General features: G+C 63.5%; 18 protein-coding genes. 8 read left to right on the top strand and 10 right to left on the bottom strand.

Annotated features, from left to right (window positions below; translation table 11 throughout):
- Positions 1–78: 78 nt before the first annotated feature.
- Positions 79–813 (bottom strand): SDR family NAD(P)-dependent oxidoreductase, encoded by a 735-nt coding sequence (locus GA0061099_RS10455; protein ID WP_036021181.1) that lies wholly within the window; start codon positions 811–813, stop codon positions 79–81.
- Positions 814–972: 159 nt separating this feature from the next.
- Between GA0061099_RS10455 and GA0061099_RS10450 the strand changes: the two genes are divergently transcribed.
- Positions 973–1,344, top strand: a complete 372-nt coding sequence (locus GA0061099_RS10450) for a winged helix-turn-helix transcriptional regulator (RefSeq protein ID WP_036021178.1) — start codon at positions 973–975, stop codon at positions 1,342–1,344.
- A gap of 126 nt (positions 1,345–1,470) precedes the next feature.
- Here the strand turns inward: GA0061099_RS10450 and GA0061099_RS10445 are convergent, their stop codons facing one another.
- The 3 genes from GA0061099_RS10445 to GA0061099_RS10435 form a co-directional block, all read right to left on the bottom strand.
- Positions 1,471–1,764, bottom strand: a complete 294-nt coding sequence (locus GA0061099_RS10445) for a YrhB domain-containing protein (protein WP_225149338.1) — start codon at positions 1,762–1,764, stop codon at positions 1,471–1,473.
- Between the two features lie 263 nt (positions 1,765–2,027).
- Entirely contained in the window at positions 2,028–2,693 is a 666-nt protein-coding gene (locus GA0061099_RS10440; RefSeq protein ID WP_036021153.1) for a CPBP family intramembrane glutamic endopeptidase, read from the bottom strand.
- A 19-nt stretch (positions 2,694–2,712) separates the two neighbouring features.
- Positions 2,713–2,946 carry a hypothetical protein gene (locus GA0061099_RS10435; protein ID WP_036021151.1) on the bottom strand — a complete coding sequence of 78 codons (234 nt, stop codon included), beginning with the start codon at positions 2,944–2,946 and terminating at the stop codon, positions 2,713–2,715.
- A gap of 800 nt (positions 2,947–3,746) precedes the next feature.
- On the opposite strand from GA0061099_RS10435, the gene GA0061099_RS10420 reads away from it, so the two are divergent.
- Complete coding sequence (locus GA0061099_RS10420; RefSeq protein ID WP_035997422.1) at positions 3,747–4,478, top strand: haloacid dehalogenase type II; 732 nt, start codon at positions 3,747–3,749, stop codon at positions 4,476–4,478.
- A 41-nt stretch (positions 4,479–4,519) separates the two neighbouring features.
- Positions 4,520–4,987 (top strand): YbaK/EbsC family protein, encoded by a 468-nt coding sequence (locus GA0061099_RS10415; protein ID WP_036021146.1) that lies wholly within the window; start codon positions 4,520–4,522, stop codon positions 4,985–4,987.
- Positions 4,988–4,993: 6 nt separating this feature from the next.
- Here GA0061099_RS10415 and GA0061099_RS10410 read toward each other — a convergent pair whose 3' ends face one another.
- Positions 4,994–5,332, bottom strand: coding sequence for a hypothetical protein (locus tag GA0061099_RS10410; RefSeq protein ID WP_036021144.1), 339 nt, complete (start codon positions 5,330–5,332; stop codon positions 4,994–4,996).
- A 252-nt stretch (positions 5,333–5,584) separates the two neighbouring features.
- On the opposite strand from GA0061099_RS10410, the gene GA0061099_RS10405 reads away from it, so the two are divergent.
- Positions 5,585–8,200, top strand: coding sequence for an autotransporter outer membrane beta-barrel domain-containing protein (locus tag GA0061099_RS10405; RefSeq protein WP_157785979.1), 2,616 nt, complete (start codon positions 5,585–5,587; stop codon positions 8,198–8,200).
- Positions 8,201–8,206: 6 nt separating this feature from the next.
- Here GA0061099_RS10405 and GA0061099_RS10400 read toward each other — a convergent pair whose 3' ends face one another.
- The gene (locus GA0061099_RS10400) at positions 8,207–9,196 is read right to left on the bottom strand and encodes a Bug family tripartite tricarboxylate transporter substrate binding protein (protein ID WP_036021141.1); all 990 of its coding nucleotides are present in this window, start codon (positions 9,194–9,196) and stop codon (positions 8,207–8,209) included.
- Between the two features lie 134 nt (positions 9,197–9,330).
- A complete protein-coding gene (locus GA0061099_RS10395; RefSeq protein ID WP_141697578.1) occupies positions 9,331–10,176 on the bottom strand; it encodes a hypothetical protein in 846 nt (281 codons plus the stop codon).
- Positions 10,177–10,431: 255 nt separating this feature from the next.
- Between GA0061099_RS10395 and GA0061099_RS10390 the strand changes: the two genes are divergently transcribed.
- Positions 10,432–10,689, top strand: coding sequence for a hypothetical protein (locus tag GA0061099_RS10390; RefSeq protein ID WP_036021169.1), 258 nt, complete (start codon positions 10,432–10,434; stop codon positions 10,687–10,689).
- A gap of 114 nt (positions 10,690–10,803) precedes the next feature.
- On the opposite strand, the gene GA0061099_RS10385 is transcribed toward GA0061099_RS10390, so the two are convergent.
- The gene (locus tag GA0061099_RS10385; RefSeq protein ID WP_036021140.1) at positions 10,804–11,739 is read right to left on the bottom strand and encodes a LysR family transcriptional regulator; all 936 of its coding nucleotides are present in this window, start codon (positions 11,737–11,739) and stop codon (positions 10,804–10,806) included.
- Positions 11,740–11,854: 115 nt separating this feature from the next.
- Here GA0061099_RS10385 and GA0061099_RS10380 point away from each other — a divergent pair, with 115 nt between their 5' ends.
- Together GA0061099_RS10380 and wrbA are read left to right on the top strand one after the other, a co-directional pair.
- Entirely contained in the window at positions 11,855–12,553 is a 699-nt protein-coding gene (locus GA0061099_RS10380; RefSeq protein ID WP_036021138.1) for a pirin family protein, read from the top strand.
- Positions 12,554–12,598: 45 nt separating this feature from the next.
- On the top strand, positions 12,599–13,198 hold the full coding sequence (gene wrbA, locus GA0061099_RS10375) for an NAD(P)H:quinone oxidoreductase (protein WP_057028278.1): 600 nt from the start codon (positions 12,599–12,601) through the stop codon (positions 13,196–13,198).
- A gap of 66 nt (positions 13,199–13,264) precedes the next feature.
- Here wrbA and GA0061099_RS10370 read toward each other — a convergent pair whose 3' ends face one another.
- Positions 13,265–14,149 carry a protein-L-isoaspartate O-methyltransferase family protein gene (locus GA0061099_RS10370; protein WP_036021167.1) on the bottom strand — a complete coding sequence of 295 codons (885 nt, stop codon included), beginning with the start codon at positions 14,147–14,149 and terminating at the stop codon, positions 13,265–13,267.
- A gap of 103 nt (positions 14,150–14,252) precedes the next feature.
- Positions 14,253–14,729 (bottom strand): Lrp/AsnC family transcriptional regulator, encoded by a 477-nt coding sequence (locus GA0061099_RS10365; RefSeq protein ID WP_036021132.1) that lies wholly within the window; start codon positions 14,727–14,729, stop codon positions 14,253–14,255.
- Between the two features lie 121 nt (positions 14,730–14,850).
- Here GA0061099_RS10365 and GA0061099_RS10360 point away from each other — a divergent pair, with 121 nt between their 5' ends.
- Positions 14,851–15,390 (top strand): RBBP9/YdeN family alpha/beta hydrolase, encoded by a 540-nt coding sequence (locus GA0061099_RS10360; RefSeq protein ID WP_036021129.1) that lies wholly within the window; start codon positions 14,851–14,853, stop codon positions 15,388–15,390.
- Positions 15,391–15,409: the final 19 nt, after the last annotated feature.

Genomic DNA, 15,409 nt, shown 5'->3' with positions numbered 1-15,409 from the left:
CGCTCTAATCGTATCCTCATCGCAGCGCATGAGGGCTTCGATTCCATTGACCAAAGCCCTCGCACTCAGACGAAGGCTTCAGACTTGAGCCAAGCCTCCATCGACAAAGACCTCGCCGCCGGTCATGTAGCTGCTGTCCGAGGACGCCAGGAATGCGGCCACTGCCCCGGTCTCGCTGGGGTCAGCGACGCGCCCGATGGGCGTCGCGCTGCCGAGTGCATCGAAGGCTTCCTCGCCCACGACCTCCAGCGCCAGCTCCGTCTTGGTCGGCCCCGGCGACAGAACGTTGACGCGGATGCCGGTGCCGCGCAGGTCCAGCGCCCAGCTGCGCGCCAGATTGCGGATCGCGGCCTTGGTCGCGCTGTAGATGCTGAATTGCGGCGTTCCCATCACGCCCGTGCTCGAGCCGGTCAGGATGATCGACGATCCCCTCCGCATCAACGGCAGGGCTTTCTGCACGGTGAACACCAACCCCTTCACATTGACGTCGAAGATCTGATCGTAATGCTCGACCGTGATCTGGCCGAGCGGCGCAAACGCGCCGGTCCCGGCATTGGCGAACAGGACGTCGACATTGCCGCGTTCGGCTTTCACCGTCGCATACAGTCGGTCCAGGTCGGACAAGTCGGTGACCGATCCCCCGACGGCGCGCGCCGAGGACCCCAGCTGCGCGAGCGCAGCGTCGAGCGGCTCCTGCCGCCGCCCGAACAGATAGACGAATGCGCCCTCATCGACGAACCGTTTCGCGGCTCCGAGCCCGATGCCCGTTCCACCGCCCGTCACCACCGCCGTCTTGCCTTTTAGTCTGCTCATGATGTGCTCCTTCATTGAGGTTGCACTGAGCTGGCGGCGTACCCACCTATCGACAAGTATGCACCTTTTGGTAAGTACCCAAAAATGTCGTCAGATCGTTCAGACCTCATCTCCGCGCCGGCGCAAGCCCAAGCAGACGTCCAACGTTGCACGCCGAACCTGCCCGGCTTCACCTGCGGCCTGGATGCGACCTTGCGGGTGGTCTCAGGCAAGTGGAAGCCGCTGATCCTGTACTTCGTCGCCCAGGACGGACCGACCCGTTACGGCGAGCTCCGGCGCGCCATACGCGACGTCAGCGACAAGGTGCTGATCCAGCAGCTCAAGGAGCTGGAGGCCGATGGCCTGGTGAAGCGGACCGACTACAAGGAGGTGCCGCCGCGGGTGGACTACAGTCTCACGCCTTTGGGCCAGAGCCTCGCCGAAGCGCTGGTGCCGCTCTGCACGTGGGGCACCGAGCACATGGCGGAGGTCAGCCGGGTGTTCGCAGAGCGGGCGACCTGGACGCGGCCAGGACGTCAGCCGACCGGCTAGCTCGCGCTACTCGTCGTCCGAAGTCTGCTCCGCCCCTGATAGCAGCGCGTTGCCGCAACTCGACTTGCGTCCGACTTGGGCCAGGAGCGGACATCAGCCGTACTGATGCGATAGTTGTCATCTCGGCTACCAAGTTGGAGGTTGCGGCGCACGTTGAAGGGAGGCCAGAGCGAGCGTTTTCTCGTACTCGTTCAGATGGTGCTCTAGCGGCCACGCCGTAGCCCCGACTATACGAAGTTCTAGCGTATCCCTGTCCACAATGATGGGCGCGTTTCCGACAAGTGCTGCCGAATCGTCACCGATATCCAGAAACTGTTTCGCTTCATAAAAGAATATCCAACCGTAAGGCTTTGCGACTGTAGATTCGCGCACTATGCGAGCCTGCCCCTCGCACGTGAGTTCGACCCATAGCGTTGCCAATGCTGCCGCCTTTTCAAAGTCCAGTCGTCTTCATCTCATGCTCTCGTAGAGAGTCGTCAGTTCGGCCCAAGCGGTGGGCATGATCTCTCCAAATACGCGATAAGACCGCAAGGTGGCGATGTCTGCAATGGGTCACGCCCGGAAGAACTCAGGTCGAGCATATCGGGTCCGCTACACCCCGAGCAGCTGACATCCGACGGAGGTATCGCGTCGACCCCTTCGGGCTAGGAGCAGTCGTATGACTTCCGAACCTGCAAGGCGCGTTAGGCGAAATTGATCAAATCTAGCAGGTAATGCGCGAGTGCCACCGGCCATAGCACACCCGACCGCCGCAGCATTAACATGAGGAAAAGGCCAACAGTAGCCGTAGAAAGGACATTACCAAGGCCGGCCCACCAATGAATTGCGCCGAACAAAACTGACGTCGTGAGAACGGCAAAGATGCCGTCACCCAGATAAGGCCGGAATGCTAGCCGGATGTATCGGCGAAATATGACTTCTTCGCTGATAGCTACCAAGGCTAAGCCAAAAAAAAGATCGAACGCTTTTAGCCATCCGGTCGGGTGCGGATATGCGCCGAGAACGGTTGTAGGGAATGCCGCATTGAGGAAAGATTGCGGCAACTGGACAAAGCGATCTAGCAAGCAAATTCCGACGATCCAAAGGACAATCTCAAAAAGTGAAATTTGACGTCCACCTGTTCGAAATGCAGCGATCCGAGCAGAAGGCACTGCCGCCAAAATGGTGAGAGCAGTGATCCGACCCACATAGTCCCAGAGAAGCCAACTTGCCGCTTGATGTTGATGCAGCCGCATAACTTGCGACGCAACTAGCGCTATAAGGGCGAGGACGAACCACCAAATCAACGGGCGCGTATCGGAGCGATTGCTCTCACGCTCTTTAGGCACGACGAAAGAGTGCTCTTCCATGCTCGATGAGATATTCGCTTTACGTTTTTACGGTGACGAATCCTTCACTCCACGCGTCCTTGTCGATTTCCATCTCGCTGACTTGGAAATTATCGGGATAGTCGCGAAAGCCCTCAAAGCGCAGCTTGCGCAGTCTTGCTGCATCTGCTTCGGCCGCGCTGCTATAGAACCCGACGAGTTTATCTTCGGTATCATTCTCATCCAGAGCATCTTCGCGCGGATAGCTATGCCAGAGCAGGAAAACTGTGCGCATTTGTGTAAGGGCCATAACCGCGTGATTGCTTACGTCAGTTCGTCCAACCACCGCTGAGCCAATTTCGGCTCACCCGGAGTGTTTGAAAGGCGAGAGCCGATCTGCAGGAACCGCTCGTGGAGCTGGAAGGGTTCAATGCCGCACTTGTGGCGCAGGCGCTCGATTTTGGAGCCTAATTCAAGGAGCTCCTCCCGTGCGGGGTCGCGCAAACCAACTCGTTCGTACGAGCCGAAGAGTCCCCACTGTCCCTTAGCGCACCCCTGTAGTGCCGACAGAAGCAACTCCCTGTACGAAGCTTCAAGGGCCGCGAGCTGTCGTTCATACGAGGGTCTCATCGGCTCGAATAGGTTCTTGGGTCAAAGAATGCAGCGAGAGCGGAGACGACAGCGACAACCGCCAAGAACAGGACCGTGGTAGGATCGATGAACAGATACAAGACTGCCAGTATTCCGGCGACGGTCAGAGCTGGTCCAATGAGCGCAGGGTGCGTCTTAAGCCAGTTGATCACACTGTGGCGGACCTGAGGGACGTAGGCCGTAGCCGCGAGGAGAGCGACAAGTACAACAAGCCATTTCGGCATGGGACGAAGCGCCTTATTTGCCCTGCAACTACAATAGCTAAGCACGTCTGCATGAAGAATAGAGTTCAAATTATAGCGACTACCCGGCAATGTCTGTCTTGGGTCACAAGCTGCCGATCACACCTGCAGTGGCAGACGTCCGCTTTGCTCTGGTAAGCTGACGAATTATACGCACGCCCCAATCGGAGTTCTTGTGACCACAACCCCGGAAGGACAGCCGATGCCCATCAAAGCCGTCGTCTTCGACGCCTATGGCACGCTCTATGACATCCAGTCGGTCGCTGACGTCACTGAGGATGCGTTTCCCGGCTACGGCGAGATCATCACGCAGGTCTGGCGCATCAAGCAGCTTGAATACACCTGGCTGCGCTCGCTGATGCAAGCTTACCAGGATTTTGACGCGGTCACGCGCGACTCGCTCGCCTATACGCTGCGTGTGCTCGGACTCGCCTATGAGAGCGAGGCATTCGAGCGCGTCATCGAGAAATATCTGCATCTCGATCTCTATCCGGATGCGGCCGAAACGCTCGCGGCCCTGAGACCGCGCAAGCTCGCCATCCTCTCCAACGGCAGCCCGGACATGCTCAATGCGCTGGTACGCAATTCCGGGCTCGACCGCCTGCTCGATGCCACCATCAGCGTCGACGCGAAAAAGATCTTCAAGCCGAGCCCACAGGCCTATGAGCTGATCGGCGAGGTGCTCGGCACCGCGCCTGATGAGGTTCTGTTCGTCTCCTCCAATCCCTGGGACGCCGCCGGGGCAAAATCGTTCGGACTGAAGGTTGCCTGGATCGAGCGGGTGACGCCCGAAGCGATGGCGCTGGCTTGCGTCGAGAACGAACTCGTGGCACCGCTCACCATGTTCAAGGCGATCCGCACCCAGATGGACGAGCTCGGCTTTGAGCCGGATCATCGCGTCCGCGCCCTCTCCGAGCTGCCGGGAATCGCTTAGGGGTCGTCGCCCGCCTGTAAGATTGGAATGAGCTGCCCGGAATGAGCCTGGAATCCGTTCGCGCCTTCTTCGCCGAGAAAGCCCCCGACATCTCCGTCATCGAATCCCCGATCAGCTCCGCGACCGTGGCGCTGGCGGCCGAAGCCTATGGCGTCGAGCCCGGAATGATCGCCAAGACGCTGAGCTTGCGGATCGGCGAGCGCGTGATCCTGATCGTCGCGGCCGGCACCTCGCGCATGGACAACAAGAAGGTGAAGGCGCAGTTCGGCGGCAAGCCGAAGATGCTGGGTCTGGAGGAAGTCGCCGACATCACCGGACACGAGGTCGGCGGCGTCTGCCCGTTCGGCCTGAAGTCGCCGCTGCCGATCTATTGCGACGTCTCGCTGAAGGCCTTCGATGTCGTGGTGCCGGCCGCCGGCTCGACCCATAGCGCGGTGCGCATCACGCCGGAGCGGATGGCCGAGCTGACCGCGGCTGAATGGGTCGACGTCTGCGAGCACAGGCCCTGAGCGGCGCTATTCGTCCTCGTCGTAAGGCCGCTGTGGAGGCGGCGGAGCAATGTAGCGTGGTGGTGGCGCGGCGCGACCGCGCGGAACCTGTTGCTGCAGCGGCATCTGGTTGCTGGACTGGAACACCGCGCGGCAGCCGCTCGAGAGCTGCGGCGTGTTCTGCTGCAAGCAGGCCACAATGCGGTTCACATCGGGAATCTGATCGCTGCACAGGCGCCACACATCAGGTGTACATGCCATCTGCTGTTCCATCGTGCCGCGGTATTCCTGCGCGGATGCAGCGCTGTGCGCCACGATGCCGCCGACCGCAAGCGCCACACCTAGCGCGATCCGCTCTGTTCGCATGTCCAGATCCTTCCCAAGTCTCTCGAATTCTCTTCAATCAATGAGACGCGAGCTTGTTCTGGACCAACAACAAAATGTGAAAAGCGCGACTGGAACCATGGCAGCTCCCGCTGACGCCTTGGTCCGTGGCGCCCCAGCAACAGGGCAGAAGCAAACCGGCGTCTTGCGCGTTTCGCCATAAGGCATTTCGCGTGACGCCAAGAAGCATGACGGCGCTCCCGCTAGCAATGGGCTGCAATGAGGGGAATGTCGATGCCGACTGCAAGACCGGTCTGTGCGCAAAACGTCGCCACGGCCGCAATCTTTCGCCGCAAGCTGCTGGTCACCACCGCGCTGGCGCCCCTCGTGCTTGCCTTCCCGGTCCTGACGTCCAGCCCGGCGCGCGCCGCCTGCACCGTGGCAGGCACCGGCACGAGCGGCGCGCTCAATTCGGGTGATGTCGCAACCTGCACCGGCCTCGGCAACACCGATCACATCAACGCCACCGGCGGCACCAACGTCACCGTCAATGTCGGCGACGGCACCACGACATCGCTGCTGCCCGGCGCCGGCATACCTGCGATCGTTTTCGACGCCACCATCGCCTCGCATGTCACCGTCAACAATCAGGCGACAGTCTCGACCTCCAGCGGAGCGGTTCTGCTCTCCAACGGATCGACCCACAACAATGTGACGGTCGCCGCCGGTGCGATCGCGGAGGGTACGGGCAACGCCGAAGCAGCCATCGTCATCGACAATTCGAACGACAACCTCCTCAACATTCGCGGGACGGCCGTCGGCACCGGAGGAAACACGACGGGACTGCGGATCAGCGGGACGTCGAGCGGCAATGTCGTCCTCGTCTATGACAGCGGATCGATCGGCGGCGGCCATACCGGCGTGCAATTCATCGCCGGCGGCAATTCGCTCGTCAATGGCGGCACGATCTCCGGCGGCTTCTTCATCGCCATCCAGGGCTCTTCCGGCAGCGACACCATCTTCAACGCCGGCACCATCTCGGGCGGCGGCAGCGGAGCGATCGAGCTGAATGGCGGCGATGATCAGCTCGGCCTCGCTCCGGGGGCGACGATCACCGGGAATGTTCGCGGCGGGAGCGGTACCGACACGCTGAACTTCGGCAGCACTGGCAGCGCCACGTTCGACCTCGGCAATCTCGGCCCCGGCCTGCAATATGACGAGTTCGAGCAACTGAAGAAGAACGGCAACTCCGTCTGGACGCTGACCGGCACCACCGCCTTCAACGGCGCGACGACAGTGGACGCGGGCGGCCTGATCGTGAACGGCACATTGCCCTCGGTCGTCACGATCAATGGCGGCTATCTCGGCGGCACCGGCACCGTCGGCGGAATCGTCGTCAACAATGGCGGCATGGTCGCACCCGGCAATTCGATCGGGACGCTCAACGTCAACGGCAACGTCGCCTTCAATGCCGGCTCGACCTTCCAGGTCGAGATCAACCCCGCCGGCCAGTCCGACAGAATAGCGGCAACGGGCACCGCGACGCTCAACGGCGGCACAGTGCAGATCGTGCCGCTCGGCGCGGGCTTTATCGCCAATACGCAATACACCATCCTCTCGGCGGCGGGCGGCGTCAGCGGCACGTTCGCGGCGCTCACGAGCTCTGGCAGCCCGCTAGTCACAGGGCAGCTCAGCTACGACGCCAACAACGTCTACTTCCTGCTGCAGCAGATCGGCGGCTTCGGAACGTTGTCGGGGCTGACGCCGAACCAGGCCGCGGTGGCCGGCGCACTCGACCAGGCACAGCTCGGCGGCGCATCGGGATCGCTGGCTACCGCGATCAACACGCTCGCCGCGCTCAATACGCCGGGCATCAAGGCCGGCCTCGACGACCTGGCCGGTCAAATCCACGCCGATGGACGCCGCTTCGTCGCGGATCAAGCCGACATGTTCCAGAGCTTCATGTGGAATGCCGGGACGCAATCGCGCGGCGAGACCGTTCGGATGACCGCGTCCGCCTACGCGCCGGAGCCCACGGACCCGATCGGCAAGGCGCTGAACCGCCGCCGCGCGGCGCCGATGCAGAGCGTCTGGTTTGGCGGCTATGGCAATTGGGACAAGGTGGCCGCGAGCGACATTGCCTTCGGAACCAATTCAACCATCGCCGGCGCCGCGCTCGGCGCCGACCTCTGGCACATGCCGGGCTTTACGGCTGGCCTCGCGGTCGGCGCATCGACCGGCCAGCTGCGAATGGCCGGCCGCGGCGAGCGAATCGAGGCCAATGCCGGGCATGCCGGCGTCTACGCACGCAGCGAGGCCGGCGGCTTCAATCTCGCATCGGCGATCAGCTATTCCTTTGCGGCGCTCGACTCCTCGCGCACGATCGCGTTCCTCGGCGAGACGGCAACTGCCGCCTCGCGCGCAAACACCTTTGCCGCTTCGCTGGGCATCTCGCGGCCGTTCCAGACCGGATGGGGTCTTGTCGCCGAGCCCTTTGCCAAGGCTGATTGGTACGCGACACACCAGGGCAGTCTTTCAGAGGCCGGTGCGCCGGGGGTCAATCAGCTGGTGCGAGGCGGCAGTTTCGACCTCGGCTATGGCACGGCCGGCCTGCGCGGCAGCCAGCGCATGATGATGCCGAATGGCCACGCGGCACAGTTCGGCGCGACCATTGCCGTTCGTCATGAGTTTACCGGCAGCGCGGCGACCACGACGGCGGCGCTGGAAGGCGCACCCGGCATTCCGTTCGCGATCACCGGCGTCGAGCGCGCGCGCACGGTGGCGCTTGCCGGCGCCGAAATCCGGTGGGACCTGACGACCGCGACATCGTTCAAGGCCTCGTACGAGGGCGCGTTCGCGCCGGGATACGACCGTCACACGCTGCGCGGCCTGGTCCGCAGCGAATTCTGAACGGCCCTACTCCACCTTGCCGATCTTCTTCACCGCCGCGATCAGCCGCTTGCTGTCGGTCGCGACGAACTCAGAGAAGGCCGGCGCGTCCTGATAGGCGACGAGGCTGCCCGAGGTCTCGAATGCCTTGAGCACATCAGGACTCGTCATCACCTGTGCCATCGCCTCGCGCAGGCGAATCGCGATCGGCGCAGGAAGAGCGCTCTGCGCGAACAGCCCGGCCCAGATGTAAAACTCGACGTCCTTGTAGCCGAGCTCCTGGAAGGTCGGCACATCAGGGAAGCTCGCGATGCGCTGCGCGCCGCAATTGCCGAGCACGCGCAGCCTGCCGTCCTCGACCTGCGGTTTCAGCGTGCCGGGTGCAGCGGTGATCGCCTGCACGGTGCCGCCGAGGATCGCGGTCAGCGCAGGACCTGCGCCGCGGAACGGCACGTGCAGCAGTTTGATGCCGGCGCTGCTCGCGAACATCTCCATGGCCACATGCAGCGTGCCGTACGGCCCGGACGAGCCATAGGCGATCTGGCCCGGCCGCTTCTTCGCATCCTCGACGAAATCCTGCGCGGTTCTCCAGGGCGCCGAGGCCGGCACCGCGAGCAGCGTGGGATCGGCGAGCACGCGCGCGATCGGCATGAACTGCGAGACCTCGTAGGCGACGGGGCGGTCGAACAGCCGGTCGGCCTCGGGGAGCACCGCGAGCGAGGACAGCGTCATCAGCAGCGTGTAACCGTCGGGCTCGGCACGCGCGGCCGCGGCATTGCCGACCGATCCGCCGCCGCCTCCCGCCCGGTTGTCGACGATCACGGGTTTGCCGAGAATTCGCTCCAACGCCGTCGCGACCGGTCGCGCAGAGAGATCGGCCTGTCCGCCGGCCGGGAACGGAACGATCATGGTGATGTTGCGCGAGGGGTAAAGAGCTTGGGCAAAGCTTGATCGAGAGCAAGCGGCCTGTGCGAGGGGCAGCACGGCAGCGGCCTTCAGAAGTTCGCGGCGGTTCATTGGTGGGTACCTCCCCGATTGTTTTCGTGATTGGGAGGCAGCCTAACCGGAATGGATTGTGTTGCGATAGCCGTGCGCTTGCACCCTCCCCGGCGGGGCCTGGAGGGGGCGGCCGGTTGACCGCATCTCCCCAACTACTGCGACTGCAACAGGGTGGGCAGGCTCTTGTCGAGGACGTTGCCGAGCAGTTGCCGCGTCGACGCGCGCATCACTGGATTGTTGGCGGCTTCCGGCGGTTCTGGCCACTGCGCCCAATCGATACGCAGGGTCGGCGGCCCGGTCATAAAGTTGCTTCCGCTGATCGAGCCTTCGTCGCTCTTCAGAATATCGAAGCTTTGCCCGTCATGAACGTAGATCCGTATGACCGCGTAGATGTCGGCCATGTCGTACAGCGGGCTGACCTTCATGACACCGATGCCGAAGAATCCACCCTGGCGTATTCCCTTGATCACGACGACATAGCGTTTGCATCCGGCCTGACCGGCAACTTGGCGGACGATGGCGCCGGCCTTGTCGCTGCGAACGAACATGCCAAGCCCGGGATCGTAGGAACTGAATGCGGATCTATCGGCAGCGATCCTGCGGACGACAAAACCAGAGCCGACCGCGGCCCTCACACGTTCGACAACGAGGTCATCGAGCCCGAAACCGTCGACCGGAACCTCCTTGTTCTCGTTGCCGAACACGGTCACGCCGATCTTCTTCACGATGAAGCGATCGCCCAGCAGCGATATCACGCCGACGCACGGTCCTGCAGCTTGCGGCGTGGACTGCGAAGCAGGTGCCGGCTTGGGAGGCGCGTTCTTTGCCGGCTTGGCAACCGTCGCCGGCTGGTTGGTTTGCGCCTGCGCGGGGCCGGCCAGGCACAGTGCGAAGAGGAAGAGGCAAATAAGACGAAGCATCATGTAGCGGTCGTCGGGTTGTTGAGAAACGGGAAGCAGGAAACAGAACGCGGCGCGGGTATAGACAACAAAGTTCATGACCGCAACGCGAGGGCCCTAGCGTTTCTTCAACTTGGCAAACTGCCTGGGCAAAAACTCCGTCAGCGGCAATGCCGCAGCCGCACGCAAGAGACCGCGTCGATCCATGATTTGCCCTCGCCTGATTTTCTTGTTTCGCTGCCAGGCTAACGCGCCAGGCGGCAAGAACAAGACGTTTACGAAGCGTTAGCCATATCGGACTCCTTCAGGAACGCATGTCCGGGCCCGCTGTTGCCTTCCCAGGGAGAGTGGATGATGCGGAATCTGGCGACTATCGACGTTGCGCTGGACGAGATGCTGGTGAATCTCGCAGCGATCGTGTTGCGGCTTTCGACGCCCGAATTGACGGGAACGCCGGAAGCGCGGCGCGCGCTGGCGCGATCCGTCCATCAATATGGTGTGTGTGCGGCGCGGTCGAGCGACCCACGCGTTCACGAATTGAAGGCGCAATTGGAGGGGACGCTGAAGCCAAGCCTGCGCGTCGTCGCGATCCATGGCGTGAAGGTGTCGTAGTTCGTCATTGCGAGGAGCTCTTGCGACGAAGCAATCCAGAATCTCTCCGAGGAGACATGCTGGACTGCTTCGCTGCGCTCGCAATGACGGAGAGCGTTGAAGCCGCGCGCGCTCCTACGACGCTTTGCTTTTCCCGCGCGGCCGCCGCTTGCATGTGCCCGGCAGCTTCGCTGCCAGGAAATCGGCGAGCGCTTCGACGCGCGCGGGGCGGGGGCCGCCGGGCGGGGTCACGAGGTGCACGGCGCCTTCGGCCTGTTTCCAGTCCTTCAGGATGACCTCGACCTCGCCTGACGAGATCGTCTCGCCGACGATGAATTCCGGCAGATCGGCGATGCCGAGGCCCGCGATCAACGCCGGCATCACGGCTTCGCCGTTGTTGACGCGAAGCTGACCGCCCGGGCGCACGCTGGCCTGCTCGCCGGCCGAATTGGTGTAGTGCCAGGCATTGGGCGTGGAGAGATAGGCGTAGCTGAAGCATTTGTGCGCGGCGAGATGCATCGGGTGCGTCGGCCGGCCGTGTTTCTTGAGATAGGACGGCGCGGCGACCGTGTACCGCGGCATGGTGAAGAGCCGCCGCGCGATCAGCGAAGAGTCCGGCAGCCGCGCGATCCGAACCGCCATGTCGAAACCTTCGCCGATCAGGTCGACAGTCGCATCGCTCAAATGCAGATCGACGGAGACTTCCGGATAGGCCTGGAAGAACTCGGGCAGCAGCGGCGCCACCGCCTTGATGCCGAACGTCATGGGGACGGCGAGCCGCACCAGGCCGCGCGGCGCCACCGACTGCGCCAACGCCTCGTTTTCGGCGGCCTCGCCGTCGGCCAAGAGGCGCGTCGCGCGTTCGGCCAGCTTGTGGCCGGCATCGGTCAGCGCGAGCCGGCGCGAGGTGCGGTTGAACAGCCGCGCGCCGAGCCGCTCCTCCAATCGCGTGACCGCCTTGGACACCGTGGCCTTTGACATCCCGAGCTCGCTCGCAGCCCCCGCAAATGATCGCAGCTCCACGACTTTGGCGAAGATCGCGAGCGCTTCGAAATCTGGAAGTTTTGCCATGGCAGCCGGTCCTGATGGGGCATTTAAGGAAACAATGCGTTTCGACAGTTTCTATTTCTATACCACAGGCGAAGGCTTATCCAACAGGTCAATCCGACATCAAGGAATTGCACAGATGATCGAACTCAGACCTTTCGCGAAGCTCGGCGGCGCCGATCACGGCTGGCTCAAGGCCAAGCATCATTTCTCGTTCGCTGGCCATTACGACCCGAACAACATGGGCCACGGCGCCTTGCGGGTGTGGAATGACGACGAGATCGCGCCGAACACCGGCTTTCCCGCCCATCCCCACGCCAACATGGAGATCATCACCTATGTGCGCGAGGGCGCGATCACCCATCAGGACAGCCTCGGCAACGAGGGCCGCACCGAAGCGGGCGACGTGCAGGTGATGAGCGCCGGCAGCGGCATCCGCCACTCCGAGTACAATCTCGAGCCGACCAGGACGCGGATCTTCCAGATCTGGATCGAGCCGGCGATGCGCGGCGGACAGCCGACCTGGGGCTCGAAGCCGTTTCCGAAGGCAGACCGCTCCGGCAGGCTCGTCACCATCGCGAGCGGCTTTGCGGGCGACACGGACGCACTGCCGATCCGCGCCGATGCCCGGGTGCTCGCCACCACGCTGAAGGCGGGCGAGAGCGCGGAGTATGAGCCGCAGACGTCGCGGCATCTCTACCTAGTGCCGGCGGCAGGCGTTGTCGAGGTCAACGGCGTCCGCGTCAATGCCCGCGACGGCGCCGCGATCCGCGACGAGGCCAAGCTGAAGATCACGGCGCTCGAAGATTCCGAGCTCGTGCTCGTCGACGCGGCGTGACGAACAAGCAACCAATCACCTCACCCAATCCCAACGGAGACCACCATGACAAAAGTTCTCGTCCTCTATTATTCCGCCTATGGCCATATTGAAGCGATGGCCAATGCCGTCGCCGAAGGCGCGCGCGAGGCCGGCGCGACCGTTGACATTAAGCGCGTGCCCGAGCTGGTGCCGGCCGAGGTCGCGAAAGCCTCCTATTACAAGCTCGACCAGGCCGCGCCGGTCGCCAAGATCGAGGACCTCGCCAATTACGACGCGATCATCGTCGGCACCGGCACCCGCTTCGGCCGCATGGCCTCGCAGATGGCGAACTTCCTCGACCAGGCCGGCGGGCTCTGGGCCAAGGGCGCGCTGCACGGCAAGGTCGGCGGTGCCTTCACGGCCACCGCGACCCAGCACGGCGGCCAGGAGACCACGCTGTTCTCGATCATCACCAACCTGCTGCATTTCGGCATGGTCGTGGTCGGCATGAACTACGGCTTTGCCGGCCAGATGAAGCTCGACGAGGTCACGGGCGGTGCGCCCTATGGCGCCACCACGATCACCGGCGGCGACGGCAGCCGCCAGCCCAGCGCCAACGAGCTCGCCGGCGCGCGCTATCAGGGCCGCCAGATCGCGGAGACCGCCAAAAAGCTGCATGGATGATGCGACCCTGGGCGGCATTCTCAGCCGGGAATGCCGCCCCAATCCGGGATCGGGATACGGTCACCATTAAATCTGCGTGATGTCGGCGTGAGGCCGAACCGGCTCCGTCGGTAGAGGTGCGGGCACCGTCGAAAGCCACCAGCCCTCGCCGGCAAACCAGCATGTCTCGTCGGGGACGCCCTCTCTCCGCAACGACTGCACCCCTTCCCAACCTTTCGTGAACGCCTCGCCCAATCGCCGGCCGGCCTCGGCATCCTGCAATCCCGCGCAGCCGATGAATTGGGCGCGACTGAGGAATTTCGCCGGCCAGATTTCACCGTCATCCGGCCGCGTGATCATCAACATGCCGCCGTACATGCCTTCGGGCGCGAGCGGAAACACCAGCCGCCCGCCGGGCCGCAGCGCATCGAGCCATTCCGCCGCCGGCTGCGCCGCGCCCGCGCAGACATAGATCACGTCGGCCTCCGGCAGATCCGCCGCGATGCCCGAGCGTCCGCGCACGTCCACATGGGCGATGTCCTTCAGATTGTCGCGCGCAAGTCCCGCCAGACGTTCATCGATCTCATAGGCGTGAACGCGGCCGCCGGGACCGACGAGATGCGCGAGAATTGCGGTGTAATAGCCGCTGCCGGCGCCGATCTGGACCACGGTCTCGCCTTCCTTCACCGCGCAGCCGCTGAGCCAATAGGCGTGCGCTCCGGGCATGCCGATGTTGAGACCGCGCGCCGGGTCCAGCGCCAACAGCGCATTCTGATAGAGGAAGGCGGGATCATCGTCAGGCGTGACCACATAGGGATGGCCGCCGAGGCAGATCGACCACGGCCCGGGCCCGGCGAACGGCTCGCGCCTGACGGTCCGAAACGCCTGCTCGAGGCGAGGGTCTGCAGCCTTCGCAGCACCGCAAATCAACTGCGCATAGAATGCACGATATTTTGCCGAACGGTCTTCCATGTCGCCTCCGCGGAATGGAAGCGACGATAACACAACGAGGACGATCATCGGAAGGCTTGCGCAATCGCGGCCTTTTGTGACGGCGCCGTGACGTAGCCACGCCTCAACTCCGTTCCATTTTCTTCCTGACGAGGTCCTTGCCGATCGGCCGCACGGGTTCGCTCCGTAGCACCAGCGAGGTCGTCACAGCGCCAAAACCGGCGATGCGATCCACGATGGTCTCGAGATCCTCCGGCGCCGGAACGAGCACCTTGAGCACGAAACAGTCATCGCCCGTGACGCGATGGACTTCGATGATGTGAGGGATTTCGCTGAACCGCTTGAGGCAGGTCTTGATGTGCTCGTGCGAGGTGCGCAGGCGCACCAGCGCCATCAGGCCGAGCCCGAGAGCGCGCGGGTTGATGCGGGCGCCATAGCCCTCGATGATGCCGGCTTCCTCGAGCCGCTTGACGCGTTCGGACACGGCCGGCTGGGACAGCCCGACGGAACGGCCGAGCTCGGACAACGGTACGCGCGCATTGGCCTGCAGCGCCTCGAGGATCTTCAAATCCTTGGCATCGATGCTCCCGAAGCGATCCAAACTCAATTCTCCGTTCCACCTTGAGATCATCGGCAGATGGTCGATTTCGCCGATGACTTGCCATGTGATGCAGGACCGCGATCGGTCACACTGCGGTCAACTCAGATATCACGGGACGTTCATGCACGACATCATCACATTGCCCGGGCTCGGCGGCTCCGGAGATACCCACTGGCAGACGCTATGGGAGCGCGCTGACGCGCGCTTCACGCGATTCCAGCCGGCGAGCTGGGACCAGCCGGAGCTCGACGACTGGGAGCAAGCCCTGGAGCACGTGGTCGCGCGCTGCGCCAGGCCGCCCCTCCTGGTCGCACACAGCCTCGCCTGCCTTTTGGTGGCGCACTGGGCCGCGCGCTTCCCTTCCGCGATTGCGGGCGCCTTTCTGGTCGCCGTGCCCGATCCCGATGGCGGCCATTTTCCCGCGGAGGCCGCAGCGTTCAAGCCGGTCCCCGGCGGCGCGTTGCGCTTTCCCGCGCTGATCATCGCGAGCACGAATGATCCATATGGAGCGCTCGAGGTGACACGGCGGCGGGCGCAGGACTGGCAGTCCGGCCTGATCGTGCCGGGCGCGCTCGGCCACATCAATGCCGCGAGCGGGCTCGGCGACTGGCCGCAAGGACGCGCGTTGCTGGATGCTTTCCGGGCGGGCCTTCCGAGGTGATGGCGAAACAGACGGCGCC

The sequence above is a fragment of the Bradyrhizobium yuanmingense genome (assembly GCF_900094575.1).
Lineage (GTDB): Bacteria > Pseudomonadota > Alphaproteobacteria > Rhizobiales > Xanthobacteraceae > Bradyrhizobium > Bradyrhizobium yuanmingense.
Note: the sequence above shows the minus strand (reverse complement) of the source record. Positions and strands in the feature narration are given on the sequence as shown.

What these genes read in the sequence shown, in the direction of transcription:
- GA0061099_RS10390 (WP_036021169.1), top strand. Translation starts at nt 10,432, where the DNA reads ATGCGGAATCTGGCGACTATCGACGTTGCGCTGGACGAGATGCTGGTG.
- GA0061099_RS10405 (WP_157785979.1), top strand. Translation starts at nt 5,585, where the DNA reads ATGCCGACTGCAAGACCGGTCTGTGCGCAAAACGTCGCCACGGCCGCA.
- GA0061099_RS10435 (WP_036021151.1), bottom strand. Translation starts at nt 2,946, where the DNA reads ATGCGCACAGTTTTCCTGCTCTGGCATAGCTATCCGCGCGAAGATGCT.
- GA0061099_RS10360 (WP_036021129.1), top strand. Translation starts at nt 14,851, where the DNA reads ATGCACGACATCATCACATTGCCCGGGCTCGGCGGCTCCGGAGATACC.
- GA0061099_RS10440 (WP_036021153.1), bottom strand. Translation starts at nt 2,693, where the DNA reads ATGGAAGAGCACTCTTTCGTCGTGCCTAAAGAGCGTGAGAGCAATCGC.
- GA0061099_RS10415 (WP_036021146.1), top strand. Translation starts at nt 4,520, where the DNA reads ATGAGCCTGGAATCCGTTCGCGCCTTCTTCGCCGAGAAAGCCCCCGAC.
- GA0061099_RS10385 (WP_036021140.1), bottom strand. Translation starts at nt 11,739, where the DNA reads ATGGCAAAACTTCCAGATTTCGAAGCGCTCGCGATCTTCGCCAAAGTC.
- GA0061099_RS10395 (WP_141697578.1), bottom strand. Translation starts at nt 10,176, where the DNA reads ATGAACTTTGTTGTCTATACCCGCGCCGCGTTCTGTTTCCTGCTTCCC.
- GA0061099_RS10400 (WP_036021141.1), bottom strand. Translation starts at nt 9,196, where the DNA reads ATGAACCGCCGCGAACTTCTGAAGGCCGCTGCCGTGCTGCCCCTCGCA.
- GA0061099_RS10370 (WP_036021167.1), bottom strand. Translation starts at nt 14,149, where the DNA reads ATGGAAGACCGTTCGGCAAAATATCGTGCATTCTATGCGCAGTTGATT.
- GA0061099_RS10380 (WP_036021138.1), top strand. Translation starts at nt 11,855, where the DNA reads ATGATCGAACTCAGACCTTTCGCGAAGCTCGGCGGCGCCGATCACGGC.
- GA0061099_RS10410 (WP_036021144.1), bottom strand. Translation starts at nt 5,332, where the DNA reads ATGCGAACAGAGCGGATCGCGCTAGGTGTGGCGCTTGCGGTCGGCGGC.
- wrbA (WP_057028278.1), top strand. Translation starts at nt 12,599, where the DNA reads ATGACAAAAGTTCTCGTCCTCTATTATTCCGCCTATGGCCATATTGAA.
- GA0061099_RS10420 (WP_035997422.1), top strand. Translation starts at nt 3,747, where the DNA reads ATGCCCATCAAAGCCGTCGTCTTCGACGCCTATGGCACGCTCTATGAC.
- GA0061099_RS10455 (WP_036021181.1), bottom strand. Translation starts at nt 813, where the DNA reads ATGAGCAGACTAAAAGGCAAGACGGCGGTGGTGACGGGCGGTGGAACG.